Here is a 14,456-nt window from a genome sequence, read left to right on the forward strand (position 1 = left end):
TCGTGCCGTGCAACCGGCTCTGCTCACCGCGCGCCACCACGTGGATCTGCTGCGTGTGGCGTCCGCGACGTGTCCAGCCTCCTGAGCCCCCACCTGCGCCCGCCCGCCTGACTCCGCGGCGGGCGATCTCCCGCCGCGCTCTCGCGGCCCGAAATTCGCTGCTCAGGAGCCGGATACATGACCGCGACAGCGCCTGCCGACGCGCCGGGTGCCGAGAAGAACGTCCGCACCGTGATCACCTCCAGCGTGATCGGCACGACGGTCGAGTGGTACGACTTCTTCCTCTACAGCACCGCCGCGAGCCTGGTGTTCAACAAGCAGTTCTTCCCCACCGCGAATCCGGCGGTGGGCACCATGCTGGCGTTCACGACGTTCTTCGTCGGGTTCGTCGCCCGCCCGCTCGGCGGTGTCCTATTCGGACACATCGGCGATCGCATCGGCCGCAAGCGCACGCTGGTGACCACCATGGTCGTGATGGGCCTTGCCACGGCCGCGATGGGCGCGCTGCCGACGTACGCGCAGGCCGGGGTGTGGGCGCCGCTGCTGCTGGTGCTGCTGCGGCTGTTCCAGGGCTTGGCGATCGGCGGCGAGTGGGCAGGCGCGGTGCTGATGGCCGTCGAGTACGCACCGCCGGGCAAACGGGCCAGGTACGGGGCGTGGCCGCAAGTCGGGCTCGCCATCGGGCTCGGGTTGGGCACCGGGCTGTTCGCGTTGCTGGGCAACGTTCTCGACGACGCGCAGTTCCTCAGCTACGGCTGGCGGATCGCGTTCGGGCTGAGCCTGGTGCTGGTGTTCGTCGGCTTGATCATCCGCTTGCGCGTCTCGGAAACCCCCGCGTTCCAGCAGATGCGCGAGTTGCAAGGCACCGCGCGAGTGCCGATCGTCGAGCTGTTCCGGGACCGGGTGAGCCGCCGCAACACCGTGCTCGGCCTGCTGTCGCGCTATTCCGAGGGCGCCGCGTTCAACACCTGGGCGGTGTTCTTCCTGACCTACGCCACCGGCACGCTCGGCCTGCCGCGCAACGACGTGCTGGTGGCTGTGATGGCGGCCTCGGTGGTACTGGCGGTGCTGATCCCGCTGGTCGGCGGGCTCGCCGACCGCACGTCGCCGCGGCGGCTGTACGTGATCGGGTCGGCGTTGTTCGCGGTTTCGGTGTATCCGGCGTTCCTGGCGTTCCAGACCCGCGATCCACTGCTGGCCGGAGTGGTGATCGTGCTCGTGCTGGGCGTCGTGCACGCGGTGATCTACGCGCCGCAGGGCACGTTGTACGCGCAGCTGTCGCCGGTGCGGATGCGCTACACCGGGATGTCGTTCATCTACCAGTTCTCCGGGATCTACGCTTCCGGCCTCACGCCGCTGATCGTCACGTCGTTGCTGGCCGCCGGTGGTGGAACCCCGTGGCTGGCCTGCGGCTACCTCGCGCTCACCGGCGTCGTCGCCACCGTCGCGAGCCTGCTGATCCGGCGCCGCGACCTGTACTTCGACAACGCGGCTTGATCACACCCCCGGGATGCGCCCGGTGCGCACGACCTCGTCGGCGATCGTGTGCAGTTTGATGTTGTTGTCCTGGGAAGCGCGTTGCAGCACGGCGAACGCCATGTCGTCGGAGATCCCGTAGCGCTCCATGACCCGTCCGAGGGCTTTGCCGATCTCCTGGCGGGTTTCCAGCGCGGTGTGCAGCTGATCGCTGGTGCGCACGCTGTTGAGCGCCACCGCCGCGTGCGAGGCCAGCACCCAGCCCAGCCGCTCGGGACCGTCGTCGAAGGCGTGCGGCTCCTTCGCGTACAGGTCGAGAGCGCCGAAGCTCTCCTCCTCGCGGTAGAGCTGGAAGCCCATCATGGCGCCGACTCCGAGCTCCCGGGCCTCGGGGACGTATGCGGGCCAGCGGTCTTCGGTGGCGGTGTCGTCGATGCGGTAAACGGCGTTGTGCCATGGCACGGTGTTGCGCGCGGCGTCGAAGCACGGTCCCTCGCGGTTGCGGGCCTGCGCCTCGTCGGAGTGCACGACGAGATCGCTCGAGGTCGCGGCCGTTTCCACCTCCTGCTTGCGCTTGAGCAGCATGATTCCGGCGTCGTCGCAGCGGTCGAGTTCCTGCACGGCCAGCTCGACGACGCGCTCGAGCACCGCCTGCTCCGACCGTTGCGCGGCCAGCTCGCGCGCGATGCGCGCGAAACGCACCGCATGGTCCTCGGCCATCGGACTCCTCCTTTCGTTCACCGCGGTTGGATGCGGGCACCGGCCGGTTCGTCACGCAACAGCGGCGGTCAGCTCGGATCCGTTCGATCGTCCAGCCCGCAAAGAGCAGCCCGAACGGATGGGTGCACGGGCACGACCTCGGGCAACTCCGTTATGTGCAACGCGCGCAGCACTTCGTGCCCGGTGGCCACCAAGGTGAGTTCCACGCCCCGCTCGCGGGCGCGTTCCCCGGCTCGGGCCAGCAGCTGCAACGCGGACACCGCCAGGAAACCGACCCCCGTCAGGTCCAGCAGCACCGTGCGCACCGCGTCCTCGATCCGGGCGAACAGCAGCCGCTCGAATCGCGCGGCGGTGGACTCGTCGACCGCACCGGAGGCGATGACCAGGACGACGTCCGGCCGCGGCCGGTTTACCCGCAGCACCAGCGAATCGCCGAGCGAGCCCGGCCGGTCGGTCTCGCCGCCGGAGTGGGAGGTGTTCAATGCGGTCCCGTCCTCTCCCCGCCGGAGAAGAGCAGCGCAGACCCCCGGCAACCGCGGGCCGGAAAACGGCGCAGTCAGCCACCGGGACCGGATCCGGCGTCTCATCGGCAGGATGTTGGTGATCCCTGGCTGACTGCTCAACCGTCGCCATCCTAGCTGAATCGGACGGCCGGTCCGAGCACAAGGCCACGCATCGGACACGAGTTGCCGGTGCGGCGGATGTGGCGAGGCCGGGAAGGCGCGGACACGACGGCCGCTGCGAACGCCGCAGCGCGCTCAGCTGCGCACTTCGGACACCGCGACCGGGCGGCCCGTACGGCGCGAGCGGTCGCACGCCTCGGCGGTGTAGAGCGCCTCCAGCGCTTCCGCTGCGGTGCAAGGGTTTTCCCGCCTACCCGCAGCGACTTCGACGAACGCGGCGAGTTCCGCGGCGTAGGCGTCGGCGAACCGCTCCATGAACGTGCGGTACGGCGCACCGGACGGCCACGGGATACCGGCCTCGGCAGACGGCAGCGGGGAACGCTCGTCGTTGCCCACGAACAGCGCCCCCTCCGAACCGCACACCTCCAGCCGCACGTCGTGGCCCGCGCCGTTGTAGCGGGTGGCGCTGACCGTGGCCAGCGCGCCGTCGTCGAATTCCAGCAGCGCCGCGCACGTGTCCACGTCGTCACCTTCGGCGAAGAACGCCGCGCCCCGGTTTCCGCCGCGCGCGTAGACCGACACGACCTCGCGGCCGGTGACCCACCGCATGATGTCCAGGTCGTGGATGCTGCAGTCCCGGAACAGCCCGCCGGAGGTGGGGATGTAGGCCGCGGGCGGCGGTTCGGCGTCCGCGGTCACCGCCCGCAGCGTGTGCAGCCAGCCGAGGCGTTCGCCGCGCACGGCGTCCCGCGCGGCCCGGTATCCGGCGTCGAAGCGGCGCTGGAACCCGACCTGCAGCGGAACCGACGCGCGCTCGCTGTGCGCGACGACTTCGCGGGTGCCCGCAACATCCGGCGCCACCGGTTTTTCGCAGAACACCGGCACTTCACGGTCCAGTGCCGTGTGGATCAGGCCGGCGTGCGCGTGCGTGGCGGCCGTGATCACCACGGCGTCCACGCCGCGCTCGTAGACCTCGTCCTGCGAACCGGCCGCTTCGACACCGAGCGAGCCCGCGAGCTCCGCGGCCCGCTCCGGCACGGCATCGGCGACCACCAGCCCGTCCACTTCGTCCAGTCCAAGCAGCGTCCGCGCGTGCATCGCGCCGATCCGCCCGGTCCCGAGCAATCCCAGCTTCATGGCCGTCCTTCCTGGACTTGCGGCCGCACGGCCTACCTATGACCCAAATTCGCCTCGGTGTTGACCTTTAAGCGGCGTCAGCCGCTTTCGCCACGTACGCAACGCAACCACCGGCGGGTTCTCAGGCGTCGTCTCGCGAGGACAGCTCCGACGCCTAGTAGGGCGCTACTTAAGGAGGAGATCCCGCAGCGAGACGGCGCCTGAGGTTCCGCTACCCGACCACCCACGCAAAACGAGTCCGAAACTCTCATAGCTGTCGCATGTCGGCTTCCAGTTGTTCGAGGCTGCGGCCCTTGGTCTCCGGCACCAGCCGCGCGCTGAACACCAGCGACCCCACGTTGAGCACCGCGAACACCCAGAACGTCGCGCTGCCGCCGAGCGCGGCCACCATCGGCGGGAACACCAGCGCCACCACGAAGTTCGCCAGCCACAGCACCAGCACCGCGATGCCCATCGCGAACCCGCGGATGCGCAGCGGGAACAGCTCAGTGATCATCAGCCAGGTCACGGTGCTCACGCTGCTCTGCTGGAACGCCATGTAGACGACCATGAGCCCGAGGATCAGGTAGCTGACCCAGCTCGCCCCGGTGGGCAGCAGGAACGCCAGCGCCAGCAGCACCAGGCAAGCGGTGACCCCGGCCTGCCCGGTCAGCAGCAGCGGTCTGCGGCCGACCCGGTCCATCAGCAGCAGCCCCACCGCCGCGGCCAGCACCGAGATCACGCCGATCGAGATCGTCGCCACGATCGAGGCGACCTCGCCGAGCCCGGTGTCGGTCAGCAGCGAGGGCGCGAAGTAGATGATCGTGTTCACGCCGGTGATCTGCTGCACCACCGCCAGCCCGATGCCGATCACGAACAGCTTGCGCAGCCACGGCTCGCGCAGGTCGCGCCAACCGCCCTTCGCGGCGGCCTCCTGCTCGCCGACTTCCACGATCTGCGCCAGTTCCCGTTCGGCCTCCTCGCGCGTGCGCCCGCGGTGCAGCACCGCGCGGGCCTCGGCGAACCGCTGCTGCCCGGCGAACCAGCGCGGCGTGTCCGGCAGGAACAACATGCCCGCGCCGAGCAGCACCGCCGGGATCACGGCCAGCCCGAGCATCCAGCGCCACGCCCCGGCGTCGGCCAGCAGCGCGTTGACGACGTAGGCCAGCAGCTGCCCGGTGACGATCATCAGCCCGTTGAACGTGACCAGGCTGCCGCGCACGTCCGCGGGCGCGATCTCGGAGATGTAGAGCGGCACCACCACCGAGGCCGCGCCGACCGCCAGCCCCAGCACCACGCGGGAGACGACCAGCACCGGCACGCTCGGCGCCAGCGCGCACCCGAGGGTGGCGACGATGAACACGACCGCCGCGCCCAGCAGCGCAGGACGCCGCCCGACCCGGTCGGCGATCCGCCCGCCGGCCAGCGCGCCCGCCGCGGCGCCGAGCAGCAGCGCGCTGGTCACCAGCCCTTCCATGAACGGGCTGAGCCCGAAGTGCGGTGTCATGAACAGCAACGCCCCGGAGATCACTCCGGTGTCGTAGCCGAACAGCGCCCCGCCCAGCGCGGAGATCACCGCGACCGACAGCACGAACCGCTTCGCCTTGCGCACCGCGGCGCGCCGCTGCGCGGCCTCGCCGGGGTCTTCCTCGTTCGAGAGGGCCTTCGCCACCATTGGCGCCTCACCAGTGCTTGCGGATGAATTCGGACGTCTTCTGCAGCATCTGCTCCGACGAGTCCCTGGCGCGATGCTCGTTGCCGAACACCGCGGCGGTCATCGTCCCGTCGAAGCCGATCTCCCGGAGCGAGCCGAACAACTCGTCCCAGTCCACGTCGCCTTCGCCGATGTCGAGGTGCTGGTGCACCCGCGCGGTCGAGTCCGGCGGGTTGACGATGTAGCGCAGCCCGGACGACGCGGTGTGATCGAAGCTGTCCGCCAGGTGCACGTGGGTGAGCAGCTCACCGGCCCGGCGCATGATCCCCGGCGCGTCGCCGCCCATGTGGAAGGTGTGCGGCGCGCAGTACAGGAACCTGGCGTTCGGCGAGTTCAGCCCGCGGATCATGTCCACGGCCACGTGCCCGTCCTCGACGAAGTCGTCCGGGTGCGGTTCGAGCGTGATGGTGATGCCTTCCCGCTCGAAGATCGGCAGCAGTTCCGCCATGGACTTGAAGAACTTGCCCTCGCTGCGGCTGGACTGCTCCGGTCTGCCGTTGAACTCGGAGACCATCACTTCGACCCCGAGCAGCGAGGTGATCTCGATGGCGCGCTTCCAGTAGCGCACCGCGGCTTCCCGCTCCTCCTCGTCCGGGCCGGACCAGCGGTAGAGCGGGAGCACGGAGGCGATCCCCACGCCCGCGGCGTCGAGTTCGCGGCGGAACTTCCGCAGCATGTCGTCGTCGATGCGCGGATGCCGGAAGAACGGCAGCACGTCCTCGCGCGGCGACAGCTCGATCCACTCGTAGCCGAGCCCGGCCACCAGCTTCGGCAGTTCCAGCAGCGGCGTGTGCCGGAACATCGTCGGATCCAGAGCGATCTTCACGGTTCTCCTTCAGCGCCGTCTCGTCGTGCGCATCGCACTTCGGTCCACAAAGGACAGCACTAGTCGTAGATGCCGGGGCGTGCCGCGAGCGAGATTTCCGCTCGCTGCCCCGTTTCCTGCGCTTGCACACCGGCTTCGCAAGCCGCCGCGGCGGCGTAGCCGTCCCACGCCGACGCGCCGTCGATGCCGCCTTCCCGGGCGGCGTGCGCCCAGCGCTGGAACTCCGCGTCGAACGCGGCCCGGAACCGCGGCCGGAAGTCGGCGGTGACCTGCCCGCCCCAGCGGCCCGCGGTGTGCGTGCGCATCCCGGTGTCGCCGCCGACGGTGGCGGTGCCGTGCTCGCACACCGCTTCGCACCGAACCTGGTAACCGAACCGGCAATGCACGAAGATCTCCACGTCGACCAGCACGCCGCGCGCGGTTTCGATCGTGACGATCTGCGGGATTCCGGCGTCATCGCTGCGGACCAGGCCCTGCTGACGCACCGACACGGCGGTGAGCTCGTCGCCGAGCAGCCACCGCGTGGTGTCGAACTCGTGCACCACCGAGTCGTTGATCAGCATGTTGGTGGTGAACCCGGGCGGGTGCGCGGCGTTGCGGTGCGCGCAGTGCAGCAGCAGCGGCTCGCCCAGTTCGGAGTCGTCCAGAAGTCCTTTCAGGTCAAGGAATTCCGGGTCGAAGCGGCGCATGAACCCGACCTGCACGAGCTTGCGCCCGCGGTCGGCTTCGGCCTGCACGACCCGCAGCGAGGACTTCGAGTCCGGGGTGAGCGGTTTTTCGCACAGCACCGGGATTCCGCGTTCGACGGCCGCCAGCAGCAGCGGCTCGTGCACCGGCCCGGGCGATGCGATCACCACCGCGTCCACATCGGACGCCCCGATCACTCCGATGGGGTCGGTTTCGGCGCGAGCGCCGGGAATTCCCTCGACGGCAGCGCGCGCCCGGTCGGCATCCGGGTCGCCGACGGCGACCAGCCGGGCGCCGCTGACCCGCTCGTGGATGCGCCGCGCGTGATCGGAACCCATCATGCCGGCGCCGATCAGGCCGACCCGCAGGTCTTGGTCGCTCATGGTTCCTCCGTCGTTCAGCGCCGACCGGCGCCGCAGCGGGTCAGGTAGTCGCGGGTGCGCCGGGCGATCGGCTCGGGAACGTCCGGGGAGCACGGGTAGAGGTCCTGCTCGACGATCGCGAACAGGTCCGCGTCCAGGTCCCGGGTGGCGTTGATGATCGGCTCCAGCTCCGGCACCCCGTTCGGCGGTTCGCACATCACGCCGCGCCGCACCGCGGGCCCGAACGGCAGGTCCTCCTGCTGCACGCCGGCCAGCACCCGCGGGTCGACCTGCTTGAGGTGCAGGTAGCCGATGCGATCCGGGTACTTCGCGATCAGCTCCAGGTTGTCCCCGCCGCAGTAGGAGATGTGCCCGGTGTCCAGGCACAGCGTCACGAACTGCGGATCGGTCATCTCCAGGAAGCGTTCGACGTGCGGCTGGGTGTCGACGTGGCTGTCGGCGTGCGGGTGGAATTGCAGGCGCACGCCGTATTCCTCGTGCAGCGCCTTGGCGAGGCGGTCGATCCCCTTGCCGAGGTCGCGCCAGGACCCGTCACCGAGTTCGCGGTCCTGCACCTGCTCGCCGGTGCCCTGGTCGCGCCACATCTCCGGGATCACCACGACGTGCTCCGCGCCCAGCGCGGTGGTCAGCTCGGCGACCTGCCGGACGTGCTCCCAGGTCTCCTGCCAGACCTCGTCGCCGCGGTGCATCGCGGCGAAGCAGGTTCCGGCCGAGAGCGTCAGCCCGCGGCGGGCGAGTTCGTCGCGCAGCTGGTTCGGATCGGTGGGCAGGTAGCCGTACGGGCCGAGTTCGATCCACTCGTAACCGGCGCCGGAGACTTCGTCGAGGAAGCGCCGCCACGGTGGCTGCTGGTCGTCCTGCGGGAACCAGACGCCCCAGGAGTCCGGTGCCGAGCCGACCCGCAGGGGGCCGGCTCGCAGGGACTCTGCTCGCGATGGTCCGGCCGCGTTGCCGTTGCTCATCGAAGTCGTCTCCTTCTGTGCGCCGAGGGGCGGGGAGGGTCGTCCGGTCCGAGCGGCCGCGCGGTGCGGTGTTGTGACGCCGGTCTCCGCGCTTTCGGTAGCCGGTAGTTTTCACCGCGGCAATGCCGGTGTCAATACTTGGTCCTGACATACTTACGTACTGAGGATTGCCGCGCCGAAGGTCCGCCGGCCCGCGGCGGGTGGACAGCCTCCAGCGGCGCCGCAGCGCTGAACGCGGCGCGGAATCCGAATTCCGGCGTCAGAGGTTGTCGCCGCGCAAGGACAGATCGAACGAGTAGCGCGATGCGCGGTAGACGTGCGAGCCGTACTCCACCACTCGCCCGGCCTGGTCGTAGGTGGTGCGCTCCATCGTCAGCAGGGCCGCGCCGACCGGCTCGTCCAGCAGCTCGGAGTCGTCTTCGGTAGCGACCCGCGCGCCGATCGTCTGGTCCGCAGCGTGCAGCCGCACGCCCGCGCCGCGCAACAGCTGGTACAGCCCGCGTTCGGCGAGCTCGTCGGTGCTCGGGCTGATCAGGTCGGCGGGCAGGTGGTTGTGCATCCGCGCGATCGGCTCACCGCCCGCGAAGCGCACTCGTTCGAGCCGCAGCACCTCGTCGGTGCGGTTCAGGCCGAGCGTGGCGGCGAGTTCGCCGGGCACCTGCTCGACGGCGTTGACCAGCACGCGCGTTCCGGGGCTGCGGTCGATCTCGGTGAGGTCGTCGAACAGGCTGCTCAGCTGCAGCGAGCGCTTGACCTTGTTGAACACCACCTGGGTGCCCGCGCCGCGCTTGCGCACCACCAGCCCCTTGTCGACCAGCGAGCCGATCGCCTGGCGCACGGTCGGCCGGGACAGCCCGAGGGCGGCGGCCAGCTCGACCTCGTTGTCCAGCCGCGCGCCCACCGGCAGCTCGCCGGAGTCGATGGCGGCTTCGATCTGGCTGGCCACCTGGTAGTACAGCGGCACCGGGCTGGCGTGCTCCACGGTGATCCGGGCTGCCGGGTTCCAGCCGGAGCCGTCCTTGGGGGCCCGGCTCTTGCCGCCTGAGCCTTTGCCCGCGGGGCCTTTGCCTGCCGAGCCCTTGCCGGCGGGTCCCTTGCCGGTCGGGCGCTGCGTCGAGGTCACGCACGCCACGGTAACAAGACGTGCTTAAGTAAGTATGTCCGGACATTATATTGACAGTCGGCGAGCGGGCCGAGTAGACACGACTGCGCACCGCAGCGGCCTCCGGCCGCGCACCGCGACACCCCGCGCCAGGAGGGCAGCAGCCGATGCAGTTCGACTTGATCACGATGGGGCGCCTCGGCGTGGACGTGTACCCGCTGCAGACCGGCGTCTCGCTGGCGGAGGTCTCCTCGTTCGGCAAGTACCTCGGCGGCACCGCGGCCAACGTCGCGATCGCCGCGGCCCGGCTCGGCCGCAGCACGTCGCTGATCAGCCGCACCGGCGCGGACCCGTTCGGCGAATACCTGCACGCGCAGCTGCGCGAGTTCGGCGTGGACGACCGGTGGGTCACGGCCGTGCAGCGGTATCCGACCCCGGTGACGTTCTGCGAGCTGTTCCCGCCGGACGAGTTCCCGCTGTACTTCTACCGCTACCCGAAAGCGCCGGACCTGGAGATCCGCACCGAGGAGCTGGATCTGGACGCCGTCGCGGCCGCGCGGATCTTCTGGATGACCGGGACCGGGCTGGCCGAAGAACCCAGCCGGTCGTCCACTTTGGACGCGCTGCGGCGCAGGGCGAAGCGCGGCACCACCGTGTTCGACCTGGACTGGCGGCCGATGTTCTGGCCCGACCACGCCGAAGCGACGCGCTGGTACCGGGAAGCGCTGCAACACGTGACGGTCGCCGTCGGCAACGTCGACGAGTGCGAAACCGCCGTCGGCACCCGCGATCCGGACGCCGCCGCGGACGCGCTGCTGGCCGCGGGCGTGGAACTGGCCGTGGTCAAGCAGGGGCCGAAGGGCGTGCTCGCGCGCACCCGCGCCGAGGAAACCGTCGCGCCGCCGGTTCCGGTCGACGTCGTCAACGGGCTCGGTGCCGGCGACGCCTTCGGCGGCGCGCTGTGCCACGGGTTGCTCGGCGAATGGGACCTGGCGCCCACGATGCGGTTCGCCAACGCCGCGGGCGCGCTCGTCGCTTCCCGGCTGGCCTGTTCCTCGGCGATGCCGCACGAGCACGAGGTCGACGCCCTGCTGCCACCGGACTCCCCCGACTCCCCGAAAGCCCAGGCGCCGAGCGCCTGAGTCGAAAGCGAGCACCGCCCCATGCGGATCAGCGAACTCACGCGGGTGCGAGCCACCCGCCCGGAAGCGGTCCGGGAAGCCGCGCAGCGCCGCGCCCGGCGCCCGCTGCTCGGCGACACCGGCCGCCTCATGATCGTCGCCGCGGACCATCCCGCGCGCGGCGCGCTCGGCGCAGGCGACGACGCGCTGGCGATGGCGAACCGGCTGGACCTGCTGGAACGGCTGTGCGTGGCGCTGCAGCGGCCCGGAGTGGACGGCGTGCTGGGCACCTCGGACGTGCTCGACGACCTGCTGCTGCTGGGTGCGCTGGAGAACAAGGTCGCGATCGGTTCGATGAACCGCGGCGGCCTGGCAGGAGCGTCGTTCGAGCTGGACGACCGGTTCACCGGCCACCGGGCGCAGGACATCGAGCGGCTGCGCTTCGACGGCGGCAAGTTGCTGCTGCGCCTGGACTACGCCGACGCGGGTTCGCTGGCGACGATGACCGGGGCCGCGCAGGCGGTCAACGAGCTCGCCGAGCGCGGGCTGATGGCGATGGTCGAGCCGTTCCTGTCCCGGCGGGAAGGCGGCAAGGTGCGCAACGACCTGTCCGCGGAAGCGGTGACCCGCTCGATCTCGATCGCCTCCGGGCTGGGCGGCACCTCGGCCTACACCTGGTTGAAGGTGCCGGTGATCGACGACATCGACCGGATCGGGCCGGTGATGGAGTCCACGACGCTGCCCACGGTGCTGCTCGGCGGCGAGGTCGCCGCCGACCAGGACGCGACGTTCGAGCGCTGGCACAAGGCGCTGCGGCTGCCGAACGTGCACGGCCTGGTGGTGGGGCGCAGCCTGCTGTACCCGCCGGACGGCGACGTGGCGTCCGCTGTGGACACCGCGGTCGGCTTGCTGTGAACGGGAATCCACAACGAGTTCGGCGCAAGACAGGATTGGAGCGGGTCTTGGCGGACAAGAGCTTCTACCTCCCCGCGGGCTCGGCCGCGCGCGGCGACTACGCGGTGCACGTCGACCCCGCGTCGGCCGGGTGGGGCTATTCGTCGCTGCGCGTGCTCGACCTCGCCGCGGGCGAGCAGCACGAGTTCGGCACCGGCGAAAGCGAGTGGATCGTGCTGCCGCTGTCCGGCAGCTGCACGGTGCACTGCGACGGCGAGGCGTTCGAGCTGCACGGCAGGCAGAGCGTCTTCCGCGGAGTCACCGATTTCGCCTACGCGCCCCGCGACGCGCAGGTGCGGATTTCGTCCGCAGCGGGCGGAAAATTCGCGCTGACCGGTGCCCGCTGCGAGCGGCGGCTGCCCGCGCGTTACGGCCCGGCCTCGGAGGTCCCGGTGGAGCTGCGCGGCGCCGGGCAATCCAGCAGGCAGGTCAACAACTTCGGCGCGGCGCACGTGTTCGAGGCGGACCGGCTGATCGCGGTCGAGGTGCTCACCCCCGCGGGCAACTGGTCGTCGTTCCCGCCGCACAAGCACGACACCGAACGCGACGGCGAGTCCGCGCTGGAGGAGATCTACTACTTCGAGCTCGACGGCGGCTCGGACGCGATGGGCTACCAGCGCGTCTACCCGTCCGGGCCGCACAGCGAGACCGACGTGCTCGCCGAGGTGCGCGGCGGTGACGTGGTGCTGATCCCGGACGGCTGGCACGGCCCGTCGATGGCGGTGCCCGGCTACGACATGTACTACCTCAACGTCATGGCCGGTCCGTCGCCGGACCGGGCGTGGCTGATCTGCGACGACCCCGCGCACGCGTGGGTGCGCGACACCTGGGCGCAGCTGCCGGTGGACGCGCGGCTGCCGCTGTACGCGGCTCCGGAAGGAGAGCGGTGATGAGCACGCGACGGCTCACCGTCGGGCAGGCGCTGGTGCGGTTCCTGACGCAGCAGCACTCCGAGCGCGATGGCGTGCGGGCCCGGTTGATCGCCGGATGCTGGGGAATCTTCGGGCACGGCAACGTGGCCGGGGTCGGCCAGGCGCTGCTGGAGGATCGGGAGCTGCCCTACGTCCAGGGCCGCAACGAGCAGGCGATGGTGCACGCCGCGGTCGGCTACGCGCGCCAGAGCGGGCGGATGTCGGCCTACGCGTGCACCACCTCGATCGGCCCGGGCGCGACGAACCTGGTCACCGGAGCGGCGCTGGCTTCGATCAACCACCTTCCGGTGCTGCTGCTGCCCGGCGACGTGTTCGCGACCCGCCCGGCCGATCCGGTGCTGCAGCAGCTCGAAGTGCCGCACGCCCGCGACGTGTCGGTGAACGACGCGCTGCGCCCGGTCTCGCGCTACTTCGACCGGATCTGGCGGCCCGAGGCGCTGATCCCGTCCGCGCTGGAGGCGATGCGGGTGCTCACCGACCCGGCCGAGACCGGCGCGGTCACCCTCGCGCTGCCGCAGGACGTGCAGGCCGAGGCGTTCGACTGGCCCGAGGAGTTCTTCGCCGAGCGCGTCTGGCCGGTGCGCCGCCCCCGCGCCGACCCGGAGTCGCTGCGCGCGGCGGCCGAACGGATCCGCGCGGCCCGCCGCCCGCTGATCATCGCCGGTGGCGGCGTGCACCACAGCGGCGCCGAGGAAGCGCTGCGCCGATTCGCCGCAGCGACCGGAATTCCGGTGTCCGAGACGCAGGCCGGGCGGGGTTCGCTGCGCTTCGACGATCCGCGCGAGCTCGGCTCGATCGGGCACACCGGCACGTCGGCCTCCGACGACATCGCGCGGCGCGCGGACCTGGTGATCGGCGTGGGCACCCGCTACTCGGACTTCACCACCGCCTCGCACACCCTGTTCGCCGAGCCGGACGTGCGGTTCGTGAACATCAACATCACCGGGATGGACGCGCACAAGCAGTCCGCGACCGCGGTGGTCGGCGACGCCCGCGAAGCGCTGACCGACCTCGCCGAACGACTCGCCGGGCACCGCGTGGACGACGAGTACGCGCGGGAGTACGCGACCGCGGCGGAGAAGTGGTCCCGGGTGGTCGACCGGGTGACCAAGGCCGCGGACGGCGCCGAACGCCCCGGCCAGGCCGAAGTGCTCGGCGCGCTGGACGACGTGCTCGACGACCGCGACGTGGTGATCAACGCCGCCGGGTCGTTGCCGGAGGACCTGAACAAGTTGTGGCGTGCCAAGGAGCCGCGGCAGTACCACGTGGAGTACGGCTACTCCTGCATGGGCTACGAGCTGCCCGCCGCGATCGGCGCGCGGCTGGCCGCCCCGGACCGCGAGGTGTTCGCGCTCGTCGGCGACGGCACCTACCTGATGCTGCCGACCGAGCTGGTCACCGCCGTGCAGGAAGGCATCAAGATCATCCCGGTGCTGGTGCAGAACCACGGCTACGCCTCCATCGGCGGGCTGTCCGAGAAGGTGGGCGCCGAGCGGTTCGGCACCGCCTACCGGTTCCGGGACCACGACGGCGGGTTCACCGGCGAGCCGCTGCCGGTGGACCTGGCGGCGAACATGCGCAGCCTCGGCGTCGACGTGCTGCGCGCGGACACCGTCGACGAGCTGCGCGAGGCGCTGCGCACCGCCCGTGCGGCCGACCGGCCGACCGCGGTCCACGTGGAGACCGATCCGGCGAAGAAGCAGCTGCCGCCGGAGGCGTGGTGGGACGTCCCGGTCGCGGAGGTCGCCGCGCTGGAAAGCACCCGCGCGGCACGTGAGCAGTACGACCACAACCGCCGCGACCAGCGGCATTACCTGTAACCTGCGCGCGCCGGTGGCCG

General features: G+C 70.9%; 14 protein-coding genes. 6 read left to right on the forward strand and 8 right to left on the reverse strand.

Annotated features, from left to right (window positions below):
* The first annotated feature begins 7 nt into the window (after positions 1–7).
* Both INP57_RS30585 and INP57_RS26000 read left to right on the forward strand, forming a co-directional pair.
* The gene (locus INP57_RS30585; RefSeq protein ID WP_367269023.1) at positions 8–85 is read left to right on the forward strand and encodes a putative leader peptide; all 78 of its coding nucleotides are present in this window, start codon (positions 8–10) and stop codon (positions 83–85) included.
* Positions 86–177: 92 nt separating this feature from the next.
* Complete coding sequence (locus INP57_RS26000; protein WP_200072987.1) at positions 178–1,497, forward strand: MFS transporter; 1,320 nt, start codon at positions 178–180, stop codon at positions 1,495–1,497.
* Here INP57_RS26000 and INP57_RS26005 read toward each other — a convergent pair whose 3' ends face one another.
* The 8 genes from INP57_RS26005 to INP57_RS26040 all read right to left on the reverse strand — a co-directional run bounded on the left by INP57_RS26005 (position 1,498) and on the right by INP57_RS26040 (position 9,489).
* The gene (locus tag INP57_RS26005) at positions 1,498–2,196 is read right to left on the reverse strand and encodes a GAF and ANTAR domain-containing protein (protein WP_200072988.1); all 699 of its coding nucleotides are present in this window, start codon (positions 2,194–2,196) and stop codon (positions 1,498–1,500) included.
* Positions 2,197–2,264: 68 nt separating this feature from the next.
* A complete protein-coding gene (locus INP57_RS26010) occupies positions 2,265–2,678 on the reverse strand; it encodes an STAS domain-containing protein (RefSeq protein WP_200072989.1) in 414 nt (137 codons plus the stop codon).
* Between the two features lie 276 nt (positions 2,679–2,954).
* Entirely contained in the window at positions 2,955–3,956 is a 1,002-nt protein-coding gene (locus tag INP57_RS26015; RefSeq protein ID WP_200072990.1) for a Gfo/Idh/MocA family protein, read from the reverse strand.
* Positions 3,957–4,203: 247 nt separating this feature from the next.
* A complete protein-coding gene (locus INP57_RS26020) occupies positions 4,204–5,607 on the reverse strand; it encodes a sugar porter family MFS transporter (RefSeq protein ID WP_307850285.1) in 1,404 nt (467 codons plus the stop codon).
* A gap of 10 nt (positions 5,608–5,617) precedes the next feature.
* Complete coding sequence (locus tag INP57_RS26025; RefSeq protein ID WP_200072992.1) at positions 5,618–6,475, reverse strand: sugar phosphate isomerase/epimerase family protein; 858 nt, start codon at positions 6,473–6,475, stop codon at positions 5,618–5,620.
* 59 nt (positions 6,476–6,534) lie between these two features.
* Entirely contained in the window at positions 6,535–7,545 is a 1,011-nt protein-coding gene (locus INP57_RS26030; protein ID WP_200072993.1) for a Gfo/Idh/MocA family protein, read from the reverse strand.
* A 14-nt stretch (positions 7,546–7,559) separates the two neighbouring features.
* Complete coding sequence (locus INP57_RS26035) at positions 7,560–8,507, reverse strand: sugar phosphate isomerase/epimerase family protein (protein ID WP_200072994.1); 948 nt, start codon at positions 8,505–8,507, stop codon at positions 7,560–7,562.
* 259 nt (positions 8,508–8,766) lie between these two features.
* Entirely contained in the window at positions 8,767–9,489 is a 723-nt protein-coding gene (locus INP57_RS26040; RefSeq protein WP_200073045.1) for a GntR family transcriptional regulator, read from the reverse strand.
* A gap of 287 nt (positions 9,490–9,776) precedes the next feature.
* On the opposite strand from INP57_RS26040, the gene iolC reads away from it, so the two are divergent.
* The 4 genes from iolC to iolD are packed head-to-tail and all read left to right on the forward strand — an operon-like array spanning position 9,777 to position 14,436.
* Positions 9,777–10,751 carry a 5-dehydro-2-deoxygluconokinase gene (gene iolC, locus INP57_RS26045; RefSeq protein ID WP_200072995.1) on the forward strand — a complete coding sequence of 325 codons (975 nt, stop codon included), beginning with the start codon at positions 9,777–9,779 and terminating at the stop codon, positions 10,749–10,751.
* A 21-nt stretch (positions 10,752–10,772) separates the two neighbouring features.
* Positions 10,773–11,645: a Cgl0159 family (beta/alpha)8-fold protein gene (locus INP57_RS26050; protein ID WP_200072996.1), complete on the forward strand. Its 873-nt coding sequence runs from the start codon at positions 10,773–10,775 to the stop codon at positions 11,643–11,645.
* Positions 11,646–11,692: 47 nt separating this feature from the next.
* Entirely contained in the window at positions 11,693–12,574 is an 882-nt protein-coding gene (gene iolB, locus INP57_RS26055) for a 5-deoxy-glucuronate isomerase (protein WP_200072997.1), read from the forward strand.
* Positions 12,574–14,436, forward strand: coding sequence for a 3D-(3,5/4)-trihydroxycyclohexane-1,2-dione acylhydrolase (decyclizing) (gene iolD, locus INP57_RS26060; RefSeq protein WP_200072998.1), 1,863 nt, complete (start codon positions 12,574–12,576; stop codon positions 14,434–14,436). Before iolB ends, iolD begins: the two co-directional genes overlap by 1 nt.
* Positions 14,437–14,456 lie beyond the last annotated feature (20 nt).

Source organism: Saccharopolyspora galaxeae (assembly GCF_016526145.1).
In the GTDB taxonomy this organism is placed as follows: domain Bacteria; phylum Actinomycetota; class Actinomycetes; order Mycobacteriales; family Pseudonocardiaceae; genus Saccharopolyspora_C; species Saccharopolyspora_C galaxeae.